The sequence below is a fragment of the Shewanella aestuarii genome, from assembly GCF_014647215.1.
In the GTDB taxonomy this organism is placed as follows: Bacteria; Pseudomonadota; Gammaproteobacteria; order Enterobacterales; family Shewanellaceae; genus Shewanella; species Shewanella aestuarii.
This window is the reverse complement of the sequence record NZ_BMOT01000008.1, coordinates 42,857-60,013: the sequence shown is the minus strand read 5'-3', so window position 1 is coordinate 60,013 and position 17,157 is coordinate 42,857. Positions and strand designations below refer to the sequence as shown.

The following is a 17,157-nucleotide window of genomic DNA, read 5'->3' as shown; positions in this document are numbered from 1 at the left end:
ATAAAAAAGCTGCATCAATATCGCTATTGAGCAGCTTTTTTAATAATCAACATCATGATGAAATCGATTAAATCCCGTACTGTTGGCGATAAGCGCTGACTGACGCTAACTCCGCTTCCATTCCAGGCTTTTCAGATAAGTAATTAATCAAATCTGACAGTTTGATAATGGATACAATGTCACAACCAAAATCACGCTCAACCTCTTGAATTGCCGATAACTCACCCTTGCCTTTTTCTTGACGATCTAGCGCAATCAGCACACCCGCAAGCTTGGCATTATGGGCATTAATGATTTCCATCGACTCACGGATCGCAGTGCCTGCTGTAATAACGTCATCAACCAACATTACCTTGCCTTTCAGCTCGCTCCCCACAAGACTGCCACCTTCGCCATGGGTTTTAGCCTCTTTACGATTAAAGCAGTAAGGCACATCGACATCATGGTGATCGCAAAGCGCCACAGCCGTTGTAGTGGCAATCGGAATGCCTTTATAAGCAGGGCCAAACAACAAATCAAACTCGATACCCGCATCCATTAATGCTGCGGCATAAAAGCGTCCTAAGCGGGCTAAATCCTTGCCTGTATTAAACAATCCAGCATTAAAAAAATACGGGCTAGTACGGCCAGATTTTAAGGTGAACTCACCAAAACGTAATACTTGGCGTTCTAGGGCAAATTCAATAAACTCGCGTTGATAAGCTTTCACTTTTAATCCTCTATTGACTATTTTTACTTAAAAAAAGGGACCGTAAACGGCCCCTAATTTTGGAATTGATTTTAGCTCAATGCCGCTTTTTGCACATCGACAATTTCACGAATACTGTTTTTAGCTAGCCCAAGCAGCTCAATTAACTCTTCATGGCTAAATGGTTCACCTTCAGCAGTCCCTTGAATTTCAATAATCTTGCCTGTTTCAGTCATCACTACGTTCATGTCTGTTTCAGCGGCACTATCTTCGATATATTCTAAATCGCTGATCGCTTCACCTTCAAAAATACCCACACTCACCGCAGCGATTAAAAACTTAAGTGGGTTAGCTTTAATAATGCCTTTTCCACGCGCCCAGTTTAACGCATCAACTAAAGCAACACAGGCTCCAGTAATCGCCGCGGTACGTGTGCCGCCATCAGCTTGAATAACATCACAATCGATAACAATGGTATTTTCGCCTAGTAACTTCATATCTACTGCAGCACGTAACGAACGACCAATAAGACGTTGGATCTCTTGTGTACGACCAGATTGCTTACCGCGGGCAGCTTCACGATCCATACGGCTATGGGTTGAACGCGGTAACATTCCGTATTCAGCAGTGACCCAACCTTGGCCTTGGCCTTTTAAAAAGCGTGGCACACCTTCCGTAAAACTGGCGGTACAAAGTACTTTAGTATCACCAAACTCAACCAGAACAGAACCTTCTGCATGGGCAGTAAAGTTACGGGTAATAGTAATAGGGCGAGTTTGAGCGGGTGTACGATTGCTTGGGCGCATGAAAAGTCCTGTAGTCGAATTCGTATTTAATTTGGGACGATATTATAGTCGCATAAGCTTACATATGCCATGCAAAGGCATCATTCTGTGAACGAATCCTTTAACCCCTGGTGATAAAACCGCTATAATCGATAATCAATTTAATTAATAGCACATAATAGGACATTTCATGATCCAAAGCATGACAGCGTATGCTCGCATAGAGCACAAAGCACAATGGGGCACAGCCTCTTGGGAAATTCGTTCCGTAAATCAGCGTTATTTAGAAACCTACTTACGCTTGCCAGAACAGTTTCGTAGCTTTGAACCTGTACTGCGAGATCGTCTGCGTAAACGCCTAAACCGCGGTAAAGTAGAAGTGAACCTACGTTATGAATTAGCCGACAATAGCAGTAATGAATTACAGCTAAACCAAGATCTTGCCAAGCAATTACTTAATGCCGCTAACTGGTTAAAACAAGAAGCCGGCCAAGGTGAATTAAGCCTTACTGACGTATTGCGTTGGCCTGGAGTGTTAGCATCGGCTGAACAGGACATGGATTCGATTGGCGCAGAGCTGATGAAAGCCTTTGATAGCGCCATAGATCAATTTATTGAAGCGCGAGGCCGAGAAGGGTCTGCCATAAAAGACATGCTGCTTACGCGCTTAGATGGTGTCATGGAGCAAGTAAATATAGTGCGTGAGCACATGCCAACGGTCATGCAATATCAACGTGAAAAGCTAACCAATCGCCTAGCAGAAATTCAAGGCGAACTAGACCCAGCCCGTATTGAGCAAGAAATGGTATTATTGGCTCAAAAACAAGATGTGGCCGAAGAGATGGATCGCTTAGAAGCCCATGTCACTGAAGCACGCAGAATCCTTAAAAAAGGTGGCAGTGAAGGTCGTCGTTTAGACTTTATGATGCAAGAGTTTAACCGCGAATCAAACACCCTAGCGTCAAAATCTATCAGCGCAGAAATCACTTCCGCAGCCGTCGAGCTAAAAGTACTTATCGAGCAAATGCGCGAGCAGATCCAGAATGTTGAGTAATGTTTTAGCGGTCACGCTAGAACACTAAAAACCCTATAAAGCCTCAATTTTTGAGGCTTTTTTGTTTTCACTCGTTTCCGTTTGTTCGCAGTTGTTGTAGTATTTGTGGTGGGCAATGCGGTGGGCAGCTACCACAAACAAAAATAGCAATGGTGGGCAGGGAAGATAATGGCAACAATAACAGCAAAACAAATACAGACTTTCGCCAATGGTGAACCCAAAAGACACCCTATTGGTGGCGGCCTCTACTTCGTCGTAAGAAACAATGCCACTCCTTATTGGATGCTGCGCTATACCTCCAATGGCAAGCGTAAAGAAATCACTTTGGGTCAATTCCCTTACCTTTCACTTGCCGATGCTAAAGCGGAAGCCGCCATTCAAAAACGAGATATAAACGCTGGCTCAGATCCCCTTATTGCTCGCCAACGCATCAAAGAACAATCCATAAAAGTGGTTGATGATTTATTTAATGACTGGTACGAGTCGGACTTAGTTAAGCGACTTAAGCACCCACATATTCCACAGCGGGTATACAGTAATGATATAAAGCCCGCCATCGGAGAAATTCCGATAGACCAAGTGAATGCCAGGGACGTTAGGGCTATCGTTCAGAAAATTGCTCAAGAAAGGCCGACAACCGCCAATGATGCGTTAATGTATTTGAAGCAATTATTCAGGCATGGCATCAAGTTAGATCTATTAGGAAACAATCCTGCCAGTGCATTTACTGTTTCTGACGCTGGCGGCGTTGAACTCAGCAAAGACAGAGCCTTGACCTTCCCTGAGATAGAAAAAGCGTTCAAGCTATTTAAAGCCAACGCAATGAGCTTCACCCGTGATAACTATTTAGCTTGCGCCATGTTGGTCACTTTGGGCCTTCGTAAGAGTGAGCTATGCTGCGCCATGTGGAATGAGTTTGAGTTAGATAAGGCCCTTTGGCACTTACCAGAAGGCAGAAGCAAGACAGGTGCACCTATTACCATTCCACTTCCTCGCCAGGCTATGGAATGGCTTAATGAGCTTAAAATCAGATCTTGTGGCTCTGACTATGTCTTTCCTGCTCGCCGATCCTCAAGCAAGCCACACATGGGCAATGACACACTTAATCGCGCTATTTCTAAGCTGTTTGGTCGTGAACCTGGGCGTAAGGTGCAACCACCAAACCTTATGGGGGATATGCAGCTTTTTACCCCGCATGATTTAAGAAGAACTTTCAGAACACTTGCTGCATCCCAAGGTGTGCCTGGTCATGTCGCCGAACGCTGTTTAAACCACAAACTCAAAGGTGTAGAAGGCATTTACGACCGCCACGATTACCTAGAAGAACGCAAGGAAGCCCACGCTAAAGTGGCTGATTTACTCGATCCAATAATCAACGGATGATGAAGATGGAAATCATATCAAGCATTGCACAATTACCAACCTGGTATACACCTGAACGATATATACATTTGAAGCGTGCAAGTTATGAAGTAATTCTGAGTGAACTTTGGTTACGTCATCATGCTTACGAAGACATTGAACAAGGCAAGGAGTGTAAAGAGCTATCTTTACTATTTAATAAGCGGTTTATAAACGATTCAGACATTCCTCCAGATGACGCATACAACGCTCTGGGACTGAATGTAAAATTAATATCATCCCCTGTTCTTAAGATATTAGCAGGAGAAGTCATGAGGGACAGTGATGACTCTGAAAATAGATATGTCCATGAAATTGGGATGTGCAAGCTATTTGGGGATGGTTTTGTAAGCCTGAATCTAAAACTGGCAACTAATAGTGAAATTATTGATGAGTTCACAGTTCTATTAGACAAACTCAGAAAAGAATCAAATATCCCTGAGCCTAAACGCGAGTTCAGGAGTGTAGAAAAATTCGATGCTATTTTTCAAAACCATGTGTTTGAGTATATAGACCTAAATCTTTGGGCCAAAACCAATAACTTAAAAATTCCACCTAGAGTGTTTGCAGAGGCTATCGTCAATGCTGATAAAACCCCTGTCTTTACTGCAACAGAAATCCAAAACAAAGTTCAGAGAAATGCTCAACAAATCCTGAGCATTAGCTATTTGAAACAACTAGAGGTGGATATAAAAACCCATAGAATCTAATTTTCATCTCATCTTCTTAGGTAAGAAGATGAGCGTTTTTATTCTAATATTCTCCCTAGTATATGCCTGAACTTACCAACACACGTTGAGGCATATAATGACCATCCAATACACCCGCCCTACCCCTGAACAACGCCAGGAACTGCTTAAAGTCGCTGGCGAATCAGATCGTTTAGTCCGTGAGAATGAACGTAAGCAAATCACCACCCTGTCTCGGTCCAGAACCTGGGAGCTAGAACGCTTAGGGCTGCACCCTATCAGAACCAAGCTTGGCGTGAACTCAGTCGCCTGGCTACTCTCAGATTTACTGTGGTTTATCTATCACCCCACACTCACTCAAGCAGTATCAGGTCCCCGTGCGACTAGCAAAGCCCAGTTAGGAGCACAGAAATGAATACTCTCTTTCACAATGGGCTAACACTGCCGCTTAGTGATGCACATGTATATCAAAGGCGCGGCATCATCCTCGCTTATCGCAACCAGGAACCTTTGCACTTCACTATTTTACGCTGTCAAGAAGGTAACGAAGTTCAAACCTATTTTGGTGCGGCTAGAGTCGACAACATTCAAGACTTTAAAACCATCATGGACTACGGCGATAAGTTCGAGATCGTTAATTCATGGTTTAACTGTCACCAACAGAGACTAGAAACCCCATGTTAAACAACAGAAACACAGACAAATCTCTATTTTCACTTAAACGAGGCTACATGGATAAGGCATGGCAAAAAGACGGCAAAGTCGCAGTGCACATAAACGCTATATCAGTATCCCGCACTGTGTATTGGATTCGACTAGCTACGCTGACCTTAATGGCAGTGCCATCAAATTGCTGACCCTAATCGTTAGGCAGTGGAATGGCTATAACAACGGCAATCTAACCTGTACTTGGGACCAAATGAAACCCTACTTCGGCGGCCAAGACACAATGAGAAGTGCCCTAAAGGCGCTCATTAAACATAGATTAATCGAAGTCACGGGCACAGGCTCAACATCGAGAAAAGGCGGATTACCACCAGTGCTATACGCGATAACCTGGGAGTCGGTAGATGAATATCGTGGACAAGGACAGATGACAACAAAACCGACATTAAGCCCGATTCGGAATGACTGGAATAAGATTAACGGCCATAAGATTTCAAAATCACCTGTACTAAAAATTGGTGCAAACACCAGCTAGTTAGTCCCAATAACTGGTGTAAACCATCTTTAATTGATAAACAGCAAACACCAATTACTGGTGTTTGCAAAACCCATAAAAACCCAATAATTAACACTATTAATCAATAACTTGAAAGAAATAATCACAATTTATAATGTTCAAGGGTTTGTCCCAAAATCTGGTGTGCTTTATATAAGCCATACCCAAACAAAAAATTAACTCACTTTATGTCCGAGGAATTATAGGAATGTCTGCTAAAACATTTACTGCGCTAGAACAAATCGAAACCAAAACCTCACAGATTAAAGCCTTAACCATTCTTGCCCAAGGGAGTCATATTGAAGAATTAAACTCAGAGGATATTGGGCATTTTTTCAACACCCTAACCGATATGACCAATGATATTCAAAACAGCCTTGCCACCTTAAATACCACCCTTAAATCAAATAAGTAGGCTAATCATGTCAAGAGTGCATTCAGCTAGGGATCGTGACGAATTTGGCGTAATTCTTGATGCGTTGGAACGAAATCACGGACTTAAAGCCCGCTGGCTGGCAGAGTTAACCGCACTATGGGCATTAAGGATCAGCGATTTACTCGCAATTACAACCGCTCAAGTTGATGAGTCTTTTAATACTGGTGAATTCACCATTATCGAGACCAAGACTCAAAAAAATAAAGTGATCACCTTAACCCCTCATGCCATTAAATTACTTAATAAAATGAGACTGACATTCCCAAACAACATATATCTGTTTGAAAGCCGTCATGGAGGTTCGAGAAAACCATTAAGTCGTAAGACAGCTTGGCGTTGGATGTCACAAGTAGAACCCGATGTCATCAAGTGGCGGCGTACCTGTGGCCGCTTAGGGGGCGTTAATCTCGGTACTCACTCTTTGCGTAAGTCAGGCTCACGATTACGACAGCAAGCAGGTGTGACTTTAGAAGAATTACAGCAATTACTTAACCACAGTAAGCCAGAAACAACCATCAACTATCTGGACAATAACGAACAAGACTTAGTCGATACCTTTGTAGCAGGAGATATAGCGCTATTTGGTGAGGGGATCTTAGATCAAAAGAACAATTGAGACAGTTTATAAGTTGCGTCCCAAATGAAAGCTAACACACTGATTTTTAAAGATTCATAAATACTATGATTGATAAGTATTTTAAGCAACCGTTATCAAGTAAATCACCGATTAAAAAGCTTTTATATCAATCTATTACAAGAATTGCTCAGTCATTTAAAAACATCGGGGGACCCTGGGGGTTTCAACTTTAACCACGGGTACGAGGCCCGCGGTATCTGGAAAATTATTGAGGCCCCTATGCAACAGCAGCAATGTTACCAGGTCACTGGAAAAAGCCTTGTATTTACTGGGCTACAGGCTGCCGTTTGCCGTATTTTAGCTGCGACGAACAGCGATAAACCACGGTGCCGTAATTAACTTATACAAACATCAACAGAGTAGGAGAAGATTTTGAATATAGACTCGAAAACAACCATAGCAGGATTGCCAGCAATGAACGCGCGAAAGCTTGTCAGCAGTATCCCCTTTGAAACCAATGGTTTCTCTATTCGATGCTTTGCCAATCGATTTAAGATAAGCCAGGAGATCGCTAAAACCCGTATAGAAGCGTTTGAGTCTGAGGGATACTTTGAAAAATTAATTGATGGTGGCAATAAAACCCGCTGGCAACTCACCATGAAAGCCGCCACGTTAGCCCAAGCCAGTGCCGCCAAGAAAGTTAAGCGAGCAACAGCCGACAAGCACTATCAGGCGTTTCTACAACGAGTCCATGAAATCAATTTCAATGACTCATATCTGTATCAAGTAACCAAAGTGGCTTTGTTCGGAAGTTATCTAACGGAGGCTGACCTAGTGAGTGATATCGACTTGTTCATTTGGGTATCATGTAAGCCGAAATTTGATACTGATTTTTCAATCATTCGCGAGCAGAGAACCAAGGAAATGCTGGTTGAAGGTCGCCGCTTTAAAAATTTAATCGAAAAACTGCACTGGCCTGAATTGGATGTCAGAAAGTATCTCAAAAACGGTTCAAGAGTCATCAGCATCCAGGGGCACAGCGAAGGCTACGAGCAATTTGAACATAAAATTGTATTTCAAATAAACGAAACTGTGTCTGTGTAAATTATGACTACAAAAAACTTGGAGACAGCTAGGGTGTTTGTGACACGTCACAAATGCAAAGATTAAGTACAATAACGTTCGCCAAAACACTTAAAACAACTTATTAGTTAGCTAACTCTAGCCTTGTTTAACTCAATTCTTGGTCTAAACAAGGCTAAAAACAACTTTTACCGGCTGATTATAACAATGAATAACACCAGGCCAATGAAGATGATCATCATGGTTTTGTCTCACAACATGGCATATGCGCCCTTCCATTCCGACGAACAAAGGACAGCCTACCATTCAGTGTTTATAAGGAGTACAGCCTTTTTAGCCACCTCGAATTTACCTCTACAAAATGGAGGGGGTAGTCAAATACCTACAGCCTTGTAAGCACAGTACCGCCCTCTTAGTTCAATTTTTATGTGCGAGAAATAAGATCTTTTTTATGGCACAGAACTACGATGCTTCCACCGCATCTAATGATGATGTTACTAAATCAACTATCAGTTTAAAATCCTGAACATCAGCTTCATTATTTCTGTACATTTCTCTCTGGCTTACTTTTGACATGTACATTCTAGCAAAGCGGTAAAGCAACTCTTCCTGTTCATTTTGAGTACCCCTAACACGATTAAACAACACCTTAGCTTCCTTTCTATCAATCACGAAGCTATGGCAAGGATAACCAGAAATAAGTTGCTCTAAAGAGTCAATAGATCTCAAGTTGTCAGATAAATCATTTAGACGAGTCGCGTAATCTTTTGCAATTTGTAAGGCTCGATTGTGTTCACCAAGTTTCATAGGATCAATCTGTGCAGCTATTGGACTGATAAGTGATTTGGTTAAGTTTGATGCAATATCAGCTGCAAGCTTTGTACTTACCCCTGTCCCATATCGAATATCGGTCACAAAATGACGAAATGACTCAAGAGTAGACTTCTGTAATTCTTCTAGCGTTTTAAAAATATTAAGAGTCGAAGATTGCTCCCCCATTTCATCAGATTTTCTCAATTGAATATCAAGTGGACCTAACTCACCTAAATCCGCAATGATCAGTTCATGCGCAGCAATTGCTATTAACGTACCAGCACTTTTACAACGGTCAGGTATCAATATTTCAACTTCATCATAATAATAATTTAATGCACTTCCAATTCTATACGCTGCATCAGGCTCACCACCTGAGGTCGCTAAAACGAGAATCAATCTATTAGCTTTACTATCTCTCTCAATTTTCGATTCGATTATTTTAGTTAGCTTTAAATAGCCATTATGGGAAATAGGTCCTAAATAATTAATAACATCCAACTCTAAGCTGGCTTCGTCATCATCAGCATCTAATACAGCCTTGGCTTCACCCTTAGCCTTGGTTTCACCCTTAGCCTTGGTTTCACCCTTAGCCTTGGTTTCACCCTTAGCCTTGGTTTCACCCTTAGCCTTGGTTTCACCCTTAGCCTTGGTTTCACCCTTAGCCTTGGTTTCACCCTCAATTTTAGGTGACGCAATAATTTCAGAAGGTCCAGCAGCTTGTGAAACTGTATCCTCTACATTTAACGAGGTATCCGAAATAATATGTTTACTAAAACTCTGCTTCGCCATCAAAGTATCACCCTAATTTATTGAATATCATTAATATTATCACAATTGCAAATCAAAAAGAAATGCGAAGGAAAAGTAAGAACACCTTGCTTCTTCACAGTAAATCTGTAGAATTATGGCCCCAATTAAGTTGTATATAGCTGACGTTTAAGCAACCGCTTCTAAAGAATGAATGTTATTTTGTCACATCAAAAGTGTGTACAGTTACGTCAAACCAATGTATAGATACTATACTGTCAAGGAAGCTTTAAAAATCTACTGTTAAAATTTCAAACTTTCTCAGTATGGAGTAACAAATATGATTAAACTCTTTAAGTTCTTGCTTAACTCTGAAGAACAAAAACTTGGTCAAGCGTTAGCAGATTCTAATATTACTGGTGCAGAGGTTGTAGGTAGAGGCACAATTGTTGTGGATGGTAGAGTAATCGCGTCCTCAACAGAGTTCCAAGCTCTGAAGCTTCAAGCTAAAAAGATAATTAATTCTCGCGAATCTGCACGTATCTAGAAATCCTATAAAATTGTGGTATCATAATGAAAATAAACAACATTACGATACCACATGTTTGCTTTACTCATCCTCCCAATTCTTGTAAGTGGATTTATTGTTCTTACCATAAATCCAAATGAGAAACTAAAACTCCATCGTTATGATGGTCAATTGCTATACTTGAAATCCGCAAAAATTGGTCTCCGATATTTCTTTTTTGTTACACTTTGTTCTTTCTTATTAAAAGATATATCTTTCGAATGGACATTGAGCGAAAACGGAACATCAATCGCATCAGCAGACATAGTGGATAACAAAAAGTCGGTAGATAGCGGGAGCAAATCAGTAGATAACCATACTGTAGAACCAATAAAAACCAATGTTGCTCCTAAAGACAAACTAACTATACAGCCAAATCCTGTACAATTGAAAAACCGCTCACACTTTGATCCCTCAGTAGTTAGCTATATCGCAAAAAAAATCTCAGAAGTAAAAAATGAAAAAAAAGTTAGTAAAAAAACACTTGAGCAATCATGGCTACTTTCATTATCTTTCTTTACTGTATTTTTAGCTTATACAATTTCTATAGCAAAACTCTTATTTTTTATTTTTAAGAGTAAAATATCTAGATCATTCTATAACAATGATGTTGTAGCAATGAATATGCTAGGAAAGATACTAAAAGATAGCCCTATAGATTACATGTTCTATGAATCTTTAATTAAAAGAAAACCAATACTTATTTCGATGAAAAGTCGAAAAATATACGTAGGGATAGTAAACAAGCCTGGGGAACCTAGCGAGTCAAATGCACCAAATCAAGAAATTTCTCTGGTTCCCGCAATATCTGGTTATCGAGATAAGGACACGCTAAAAGTATTACTACAAAGTGAATACACTATCCCACTTGATTATGATGCGAGTCTTGTAGTTAAAGTAGATCAAATTGAGTCGGTATCATGGTTTTCTAAAGACGTCTACGATGGGGTTAATGGAAACATTGAACCCACGCCCCCCTCCCCACTCGCTCAAGATAAATGGTGGGCAATTTGGTGGGCAAAATTACGTCAAGAATAAAAAAGATCATTAAAATACTTATTTAAAAGAAAAAATGATGACTAACCAACAAGCAGATCCAAAACGTTGAATAAGGTTTAAATCAAACAAAAGTAAATACAAAAAAACCTGCCGTGGCAGGTTTTTTTATTGAGAATAACGAAGGTTAGATATCCATACAGCTTTTAAGCTTGTTCATGGCATTTTTTTCTAACTGTCTAATGCGCTCTGCTGACACTTGGTAAGTATCGGCAAGCTCTTGCAATGTGACTTTATCATCATCTAACCAACGTGAACGCAAAATGTGCTGGCTGCGTTCATCTAATGTTTTAATGGCGGATAATAATCGATTCTGCGAATCTGATTCCCAGTTATCATCTTCAATGTTCTGAGCGACGTCTGAAGAATGATCTTCTAAATACAAAGCGGGTGCAAAATCGGTTGCGTCATCATCACTGTCGTTAGTTAAATCAAATGCAGGATCTTGAGCCGCCATACGCGATTCCATTTCGGTCACATCGGATTTAGACACGCCTAAGTTTTCAGCCACCATTGCCACTTCTTCTTCGCTAAACCAGCCTAAACGATTTTTAGATTTACGAATGTTGAAGAATAATTTTCTTTGCGCTTTAGTGGTTGCGACTTTCACGATACGCCAGTTTTTTAAGACATATTCATGAATTTCAGCTTTAATCCAGTGAACAGCAAATGATACTAGACGTACGCCAACATCGGGATCAAAACGTTTTACCGCTTTCATCAAACCAACGTTGCCTTCTTGAATTAAATCCGCTTGTGGAAGCCCATAGCCTGAATAACCTTTGGCTATGTGAGCAACAAAGCGTAAATGCGACATAATAAGTTGTTTTGCCGCTTGAAGATCGCCCGTTTCTTGTAAACGCTTGGCAAGATCAAATTCAGTCTTAGCATCTAACATTTCAATTTTAGATACTGACTGAATATAAGCTTCTATGCTGCCACTGCTTTGTGGTAACGCTAGCGCCATTGATTGCGTTTGATAAGTCATTCGCTCTCCTACTACTTATTCTTTGGATAAAACATGCTATAAAATCTTGTAATTGAATGACATAAACTAAAAACACTACAAGTTATTAGCTAATGAACTTACTGTATTTAAGACATCTTATGTCAAAAAAAGTTCATTCGAGTGGTTATTTAACCCGTTAATGCACTACTTTGCAAGTAAACAAAGTTTCATATGCTGAAGATTGCTCGATTAACATTATCGGATATTCTAATTAAGATATCTAAGCGATTGACCTTCTTGAGGGTTCAGTAAAACTTTACGATGGCTCAATCTTACGTAAGTGTTGGCGTACTGACAGATATGACCCTAACCAACCCAAGAATGACGCGAGTAATACGAGTTGCCCTAACTCAGCAAAAGTTAACGAGGCTAAACTTAGCTGGCTGCCATATAGTCCCATCAAATCAGCCAACGCACTATCTAAATACCACACAAGTATATTGATAATAAGCCAGGCCAATAAACCACCGATAACACCATACCAAATGCCGGTATAAAGAAAAGGTCGTTGAATAAAGGCTTCCGTTGCCCCCACTAACTTCATGATTTCGATTTCGGTACGGCGATTCATAATGGCCAAACGAATTGTATTACCAATGACCAATACCACGGCTAGAACCAATAAAGCCGCAATGGCTAGGACAGTTTTTTCCAACAAGCGAACCAGCGCCTGTAAACGCTCAAGCCATTCTATGTCTAAACGACCAAAGCTAACCTCTGGTTCACGCTCTAATTTACGCAGAAGTTCGCGTGCACCTGTAGGGCTGGAATACTTTACTGAGGGAGTCACGCTGACAACAGCAGGCAACGGGTTTTCATCTAAATAAGATAATGCTTCACCAAATCCTGATAAGCGCTGAAACTCTTCTAGGGCTTGTTCGCGACTAATGTAGTCCACAGAGGCGACTTCACGAAATGACTTTATTCGGGTAATTAAACTTTGAATCGACTGTTCGCTTCGTCCTTCATTAATGAAAAGCGATATTTCGGCTGCGCTGTTCCAAGATTGAGTAATATTTTCAGCATTTTTGACCAGCACTTGCAGTGCAGCTGGTAAGCTTAAACTCACGCCAAGTACTGCCATGGTCATAATAGATGAAATGGGGTTTCGCCATAATTCACCTATGCTAGACATGCCTTGCTGCACGTGGCGAATAAAAAACATCACAATTCGGCCTGAAATTGGCAGCTTACTTTGGGTTATATGATTTTGTTTGGCCATTTAAGCTTCACCCACTCGACTAGTTTGCTGCTCACCACCAATCATTTGCCCTTGTTTTAACGTAAATGTGCGGTATTTCATCCGAGCAATTAACCCTAGGTCATGGGTGGCAATTAATACACTGGTACCGGCATCGTGAAACGTTTCGAATAATCGTAAAATATCCATAGACAGCTTAGGGTCTAAGTTACCTGTGGGCTCATCGGCAAGCAAAATAGGTGGCTTATTCACAATTGCTCTAGCAATACCAACACGTTGCTGCTCACCACCTGACAACATAATAGGGTTATGTCGCTCTTTGCCATATAACCCGACCATATCCAAGGCGCCGGCAACCCGCTTTTTAATTTCACCATGGGAGAAACCTTCAATAACCAAAGGTAACGCCACATTATCAAATACGGTTTTTTCCAGTAATAAATGATGATTTTGAAAAATCATCCCGATATTACGGCGTAAATAAGGCACATGTTTAGGGCTAACATTGGCAATATCATGCCCGTTGATTGACACTCTTCCCGCAGATGCGCGCTCAATAACGGTGATCAACTTAAGCAGCGTACTTTTACCCGCACCTGAATGGCCGGTTAAAAAAGCCATCTCACCTTGGCGTAGGTGAAAATTAACATCCAATAGGGCTTTTTGCCCGCCTGGATAAACTTTACTGACCTGCTCAAATTGGATCATGGGTTATTTTTCTGCCTTTTCTTGACTAAATAATGCTTCGATAAAATCATGGGCATTAAAAGTACGTAAATCATCAATTTGTTCGCCAACACCAATATGACGAATTGGAATATTAAATTTATCTGCAATAGCGAAAATAATACCGCCTTTGGCAGTACCATCGAGTTTACTTAGTGTTATTCCGGTTACACCCACTGCTTCTTGGAATAGTTGCGCTTGGCTGATGGCATTTTGGCCAGTGCTGGCATCTAGGGTGAGCATGACTTCATGTGGTGTATTAATATCGAGTTTTTTCATCACTCGAACCACTTTTTTCAACTCTTCCATTAAATGGCCTTTGTTCTGTAAGCGGCCCGCAGTATCTGCAATTAATACATCCACCTTACGAGCTTTGGCGGCTTGCAGTGCATCAAAAAGCACCGATGCGCTATCAGCCCCAGTATGCTGAGCCACAACGGGAATATTATTGCGCTGCCCCCACACTTGCAACTGCTCAACGGCAGCCGCACGGAAGGTATCACCAGCGGCTAACATGACAGATTTACCTTGATTTTGATACTGTTTTGCTAACTTTCCGATTGTTGTGGTTTTACCAACACCATTAACACCCACCATTAAAATAACAAAAGGGCCATCGGCATTATCCGGCACTAATGGTATAGCGACAGGCTCTAACATCTTATGCATTTCATCGCGCATCAGTTCATACAGTGCTTCGGCATTTTTCAACTGTTTACGTGATGCTTGTTCCGTTAGGCTATTAATTAGCTTAGTCGTAGTTTCAACACCGACGTCAGCGATCAATAGCTGTTCTTCAAGCTCTTCAAATAAGTCATCATCAATTTTCTTACCACTGAATAGTCCGATAAAGCCTGAACCAATGTTTTCACTGGTACGCATTAAACCGCGCTTTAAACGGGCGAACATCCCTTCTTTTTTCGGCTTTTCCTGTGGCTCCGGTTCAACCTGACTAACCACGCCTTGAGCGTTATCCTCTAAAGCCTTGGCTTCAGCGGCAATACGGGCATCTTCTAAAGCCTTGGCTTCAGCAGCAATGCGGGCATCTTCTAAAGCCTTGGCTTCAGCAGCAATACGGGCATCTTCTAAAGCCTTGGCTTCTGCTGCAATACGGGTATCTTCTAAAGCCTTGGCTTCTGCTGCAATACGGGCATCTTCTAAAGCCTTGGCTTCAGCAGCAATACGGGCATCTTCTAAAGCCTTGGCTTCAGCAGCAATACGAACGTCTTCAGCACTCGTATCCGCTGGAGACTCTTGGGTTAGATCTTGGATTGTTTCTTTAGAAACCTGTTCAACTTCTTGCTCACTCTTATCTTTACGGAACCAAGAGAAAAAACCTTTCTTTGCCATGTTTGCTACCAGTGCTAAATATAAAATAGGATCAATAACAGCTAATTTTGCTCGCCAATAGGGTGAATTGGAGAATACTCAGTAATTTTGCTGAGTTTAATATAAAATATCAGCTGTTTAAGGTGAGCATAGTCTACCACTTTCTTTTTCTTTGTTCAGGCAAAATCACGAGGAACCCATGGCGCGACAAAATACCAGTAGCGGGCAAGTCAGAATTATTTCAGGACAGTGGCGTTCTCGTAAGCTTCCGATCCATGATTTAGAAGGCTTACGGCCAACAACTGACCGTGTGCGAGAAACTCTTTTTAACTGGTTATCTAGCGATATTCGTGGTGCCAGAGTATTAGACTGCTTTGCGGGAAGTGGTGCATTAAGTCTTGAATCTTTATCACGTTATGCTGAATTTGCCTTAATGTTTGAACTGCAAAAAAGTGCTGCTAATCAATTAACTAAAAATCTCCAGACATTAAATTGCACCAATGCGAAAGTGGTTAATGGAGATAGTTTACAATTATTATCTAAAGGAGCAGACACAGGTTTTGACCTTGTGTTTATTGACCCTCCATTTCGCAAGGGTTTAGCTCAACAAACGATTGAGCTGTTGATGGCCCATAATTGGCTAAATAATGATGCGATCATCTATCTTGAAACCGAACACGATGTTGCTGATATTGTGATCCCCGCTAGTTGGCAGCCATTAAAAGAAAAAAAAGCAGGCCAGGTCAGTTATCGCTTATTTACTTATCAAGCTGAGAGTTAATGGATGACACAGCTGATTAAGTTGGGTTATGCCACCACAGCTATGGCCTGGTTGGCCATGATTTATAATCTGGCTTACCCGTTTGCAGGCTTGATGGGCATGGCCTTAACGATATTGCTACTGGTAACGGTAATAATGCATGCTTTACAAATAGTCATATTTCACCAGATGTTTAAAGATAGGCTCTCTTTAACAATAAAAGACTACTTAATGGTCTGTGTTTTTGGTCTGTTTGGTTTATTAGCTTATCGGCAAAAAATAATACAAAGAACACTTCTTTAGTCTCGATTAAATGGCAAGCATAAAAAAACCTCGTTTTCTGAAACGAGGTTTTTATTTTTGTCAGCTAAATACACTTACTTTTTAGGGTAAGGATGCGCAACACCTTTATGACAATCTACACAGGTTTTTCTGTCTTCTGGCGCTTTTTTGAAGTTGTTTTCATGCATCTTCTTGGCCATTTTCTTCATGTCTTCAGGTTGATTCTCATAAATACGAGTATGACAGTGACGACAGTTAGCTGAGTCATTGGCCTTAAAGTATTTTAAGGCAAGATCGGCTTGTTCTTTACGATTCTCATCTAACCAAGCTTGAGTGTTAAAGTCATCAATGGTTAAGAAACCATATAAATCTTTTGATACGATGATTTTTTTGATCAAGTAATCAACTGGACCATGAGGTAAATGACAATCTTGACATTGAACAGTAACACCCGCACTCCCGCCGCCGTGAGCAGAAGCTAATACTTCATCTTTTAATGAATGATTGCTATGACAAGACATACAGAATTCGTCTGTGCTTGTTGCATGTAAAGTTTGCTGAGTCGCAAAGTAGCCTACTACACCCAAAATCACGCCGACTACTATCAGCACAATAATGGAATATTTCGCGCTTGGTTTAAAAAGTGCACGCCAGTTCATCACACATCTCCGTTTTACAGTATTTTTACGTTTTAATTTTCGGCAAGTGTAGAGTGTTTTGGCGCCAAA

General features: G+C 40.9%; 21 protein-coding genes. 13 read left to right on the top strand and 8 right to left on the bottom strand.

What is annotated here, in order from left to right:
• Window positions 1–67: 67 nt before the first annotated feature.
• Together pyrE and rph are read right to left on the bottom strand one after the other, a co-directional pair.
• Window positions 68–709 (bottom strand): orotate phosphoribosyltransferase, encoded by a 642-nt coding sequence (gene pyrE, locus IEY03_RS12470; RefSeq protein WP_188842165.1) that lies wholly within the window; start codon window positions 707–709, stop codon window positions 68–70.
• Between the two features lie 71 nt (window positions 710–780).
• Window positions 781–1,494, bottom strand: coding sequence for a ribonuclease PH (rph, locus tag IEY03_RS12465; protein WP_188842163.1), 714 nt, complete (start codon window positions 1,492–1,494; stop codon window positions 781–783).
• 169 nt (window positions 1,495–1,663) lie between these two features.
• On the opposite strand from rph, the gene IEY03_RS12460 reads away from it, so the two are divergent.
• From IEY03_RS12460 to IEY03_RS12420, 9 genes are all read left to right on the top strand, one after another.
• Window positions 1,664–2,527, top strand: a complete 864-nt coding sequence (locus IEY03_RS12460; protein WP_188842161.1) for a YicC/YloC family endoribonuclease — start codon at window positions 1,664–1,666, stop codon at window positions 2,525–2,527.
• A 168-nt stretch (window positions 2,528–2,695) separates the two neighbouring features.
• Entirely contained in the window at window positions 2,696–3,910 is a 1,215-nt protein-coding gene (locus IEY03_RS12455; RefSeq protein ID WP_188842159.1) for a tyrosine-type recombinase/integrase, read from the top strand.
• A 5-nt stretch (window positions 3,911–3,915) separates the two neighbouring features.
• On the top strand, window positions 3,916–4,638 hold the full coding sequence (locus tag IEY03_RS12450; RefSeq protein ID WP_188842157.1) for a DUF6387 family protein: 723 nt from the start codon (window positions 3,916–3,918) through the stop codon (window positions 4,636–4,638).
• Between the two features lie 97 nt (window positions 4,639–4,735).
• Window positions 4,736–5,032, top strand: a complete 297-nt coding sequence (locus IEY03_RS12445; RefSeq protein ID WP_188842155.1) for an AlpA family phage regulatory protein — start codon at window positions 4,736–4,738, stop codon at window positions 5,030–5,032.
• Window positions 5,029–5,301: a hypothetical protein gene (locus IEY03_RS12440; RefSeq protein ID WP_188842154.1), complete on the top strand. Its 273-nt coding sequence runs from the start codon at window positions 5,029–5,031 to the stop codon at window positions 5,299–5,301. Before IEY03_RS12445 ends, IEY03_RS12440 begins: the two co-directional genes overlap by 4 nt.
• A gap of 58 nt (window positions 5,302–5,359) precedes the next feature.
• Window positions 5,360–5,818: a hypothetical protein gene (locus tag IEY03_RS12435; protein ID WP_188842152.1), complete on the top strand. Its 459-nt coding sequence runs from the start codon at window positions 5,360–5,362 to the stop codon at window positions 5,816–5,818.
• 229 nt (window positions 5,819–6,047) lie between these two features.
• Window positions 6,048–6,254, top strand: a complete 207-nt coding sequence (locus IEY03_RS12430) for a hypothetical protein (protein WP_188842150.1) — start codon at window positions 6,048–6,050, stop codon at window positions 6,252–6,254.
• Between the two features lie 7 nt (window positions 6,255–6,261).
• Entirely contained in the window at window positions 6,262–6,891 is a 630-nt protein-coding gene (locus IEY03_RS12425; protein ID WP_011494774.1) for a tyrosine-type recombinase/integrase, read from the top strand.
• Between the two features lie 393 nt (window positions 6,892–7,284).
• Window positions 7,285–7,956, top strand: coding sequence for a nucleotidyltransferase family protein (locus tag IEY03_RS12420; protein ID WP_188842148.1), 672 nt, complete (start codon window positions 7,285–7,287; stop codon window positions 7,954–7,956).
• A gap of 441 nt (window positions 7,957–8,397) precedes the next feature.
• Here IEY03_RS12420 and IEY03_RS12415 read toward each other — a convergent pair whose 3' ends face one another.
• A complete protein-coding gene (locus IEY03_RS12415; RefSeq protein ID WP_229778318.1) occupies window positions 8,398–9,540 on the bottom strand; it encodes an SDH family Clp fold serine proteinase in 1,143 nt (380 codons plus the stop codon).
• A 298-nt stretch (window positions 9,541–9,838) separates the two neighbouring features.
• On the opposite strand from IEY03_RS12415, the gene IEY03_RS12410 reads away from it, so the two are divergent.
• Both IEY03_RS12410 and IEY03_RS12405 read left to right on the top strand, forming a co-directional pair.
• Complete coding sequence (locus IEY03_RS12410; protein WP_188842146.1) at window positions 9,839–10,045, top strand: hypothetical protein; 207 nt, start codon at window positions 9,839–9,841, stop codon at window positions 10,043–10,045.
• 54 nt (window positions 10,046–10,099) lie between these two features.
• A complete protein-coding gene (locus IEY03_RS12405; RefSeq protein ID WP_188842144.1) occupies window positions 10,100–11,104 on the top strand; it encodes a hypothetical protein in 1,005 nt (334 codons plus the stop codon).
• A gap of 145 nt (window positions 11,105–11,249) precedes the next feature.
• Here IEY03_RS12405 and rpoH read toward each other — a convergent pair whose 3' ends face one another.
• The 4 genes from rpoH to ftsY form a co-directional block, all read right to left on the bottom strand.
• Entirely contained in the window at window positions 11,250–12,110 is an 861-nt protein-coding gene (gene rpoH / locus IEY03_RS12400; protein ID WP_188842142.1) for an RNA polymerase sigma factor RpoH, read from the bottom strand.
• Window positions 12,111–12,387: 277 nt separating this feature from the next.
• Window positions 12,388–13,353 carry a permease-like cell division protein FtsX gene (gene ftsX / locus IEY03_RS12395; RefSeq protein WP_188842140.1) on the bottom strand — a complete coding sequence of 322 codons (966 nt, stop codon included), beginning with the start codon at window positions 13,351–13,353 and terminating at the stop codon, window positions 12,388–12,390.
• Window positions 13,354–14,040, bottom strand: coding sequence for a cell division ATP-binding protein FtsE (ftsE, locus tag IEY03_RS12390; protein WP_188842138.1), 687 nt, complete (start codon window positions 14,038–14,040; stop codon window positions 13,354–13,356).
• 3 nt (window positions 14,041–14,043) lie between these two features.
• Window positions 14,044–15,408 (bottom strand): signal recognition particle-docking protein FtsY, encoded by a 1,365-nt coding sequence (gene ftsY / locus IEY03_RS12385; RefSeq protein ID WP_188842136.1) that lies wholly within the window; start codon window positions 15,406–15,408, stop codon window positions 14,044–14,046.
• Window positions 15,409–15,586: 178 nt separating this feature from the next.
• On the opposite strand from ftsY, the gene rsmD reads away from it, so the two are divergent.
• Both rsmD and IEY03_RS12375 read left to right on the top strand, forming a co-directional pair.
• Entirely contained in the window at window positions 15,587–16,168 is a 582-nt protein-coding gene (rsmD, locus tag IEY03_RS12380; RefSeq protein ID WP_188842134.1) for a 16S rRNA (guanine(966)-N(2))-methyltransferase RsmD, read from the top strand.
• A 3-nt stretch (window positions 16,169–16,171) separates the two neighbouring features.
• The gene (locus tag IEY03_RS12375) at window positions 16,172–16,450 is read left to right on the top strand and encodes a DUF1145 domain-containing protein (RefSeq protein WP_188842132.1); all 279 of its coding nucleotides are present in this window, start codon (window positions 16,172–16,174) and stop codon (window positions 16,448–16,450) included.
• A 74-nt stretch (window positions 16,451–16,524) separates the two neighbouring features.
• Here the strand turns inward: IEY03_RS12375 and IEY03_RS12370 are convergent, their stop codons facing one another.
• Complete coding sequence (locus tag IEY03_RS12370; protein ID WP_188842421.1) at window positions 16,525–17,088, bottom strand: NapC/NirT family cytochrome c; 564 nt, start codon at window positions 17,086–17,088, stop codon at window positions 16,525–16,527.
• Between the last annotated feature and the right edge of the window lie 69 nt (window positions 17,089–17,157).

Excerpts from the sequence above, each read along its gene's own strand:
- rph (WP_188842163.1), bottom strand. The coding sequence starts at position 1,494 with ATGCGCCCAAGCAATCGTACACCCGCTCAAACTCGCCCTATTACTATT.
- IEY03_RS12460 (WP_188842161.1), top strand. The coding sequence starts at position 1,664 with ATGATCCAAAGCATGACAGCGTATGCTCGCATAGAGCACAAAGCACAA.
- IEY03_RS12455 (WP_188842159.1), top strand. The coding sequence starts at position 2,696 with ATGGCAACAATAACAGCAAAACAAATACAGACTTTCGCCAATGGTGAA.
- IEY03_RS12450 (WP_188842157.1), top strand. The coding sequence starts at position 3,916 with ATGGAAATCATATCAAGCATTGCACAATTACCAACCTGGTATACACCT.
- IEY03_RS12445 (WP_188842155.1), top strand. The coding sequence starts at position 4,736 with ATGACCATCCAATACACCCGCCCTACCCCTGAACAACGCCAGGAACTG.
- IEY03_RS12440 (WP_188842154.1), top strand. The coding sequence starts at position 5,029 with ATGAATACTCTCTTTCACAATGGGCTAACACTGCCGCTTAGTGATGCA.
- IEY03_RS12435 (WP_188842152.1), top strand. The coding sequence starts at position 5,360 with ATGGCAAAAAGACGGCAAAGTCGCAGTGCACATAAACGCTATATCAGT.
- IEY03_RS12430 (WP_188842150.1), top strand. The coding sequence starts at position 6,048 with ATGTCTGCTAAAACATTTACTGCGCTAGAACAAATCGAAACCAAAACC.
- IEY03_RS12425 (WP_011494774.1), top strand. The coding sequence starts at position 6,262 with ATGTCAAGAGTGCATTCAGCTAGGGATCGTGACGAATTTGGCGTAATT.
- IEY03_RS12415 (WP_229778318.1), bottom strand. The coding sequence starts at position 9,540 with ATGGCGAAGCAGAGTTTTAGTAAACATATTATTTCGGATACCTCGTTA.
- IEY03_RS12410 (WP_188842146.1), top strand. The coding sequence starts at position 9,839 with ATGATTAAACTCTTTAAGTTCTTGCTTAACTCTGAAGAACAAAAACTT.
- IEY03_RS12405 (WP_188842144.1), top strand. The coding sequence starts at position 10,100 with ATGTTTGCTTTACTCATCCTCCCAATTCTTGTAAGTGGATTTATTGTT.
- rpoH (WP_188842142.1), bottom strand. The coding sequence starts at position 12,110 with ATGACTTATCAAACGCAATCAATGGCGCTAGCGTTACCACAAAGCAGT.
- ftsX (WP_188842140.1), bottom strand. The coding sequence starts at position 13,353 with ATGGCCAAACAAAATCATATAACCCAAAGTAAGCTGCCAATTTCAGGC.
- ftsE (WP_188842138.1), bottom strand. The coding sequence starts at position 14,040 with ATGATCCAATTTGAGCAGGTCAGTAAAGTTTATCCAGGCGGGCAAAAA.
- ftsY (WP_188842136.1), bottom strand. The coding sequence starts at position 15,408 with ATGGCAAAGAAAGGTTTTTTCTCTTGGTTCCGTAAAGATAAGAGTGAG.
- rsmD (WP_188842134.1), top strand. The coding sequence starts at position 15,587 with ATGGCGCGACAAAATACCAGTAGCGGGCAAGTCAGAATTATTTCAGGA.
- IEY03_RS12375 (WP_188842132.1), top strand. The coding sequence starts at position 16,172 with ATGACACAGCTGATTAAGTTGGGTTATGCCACCACAGCTATGGCCTGG.
- IEY03_RS12370 (WP_188842421.1), bottom strand. The coding sequence starts at position 17,088 with ATGAACTGGCGTGCACTTTTTAAACCAAGCGCGAAATATTCCATTATT.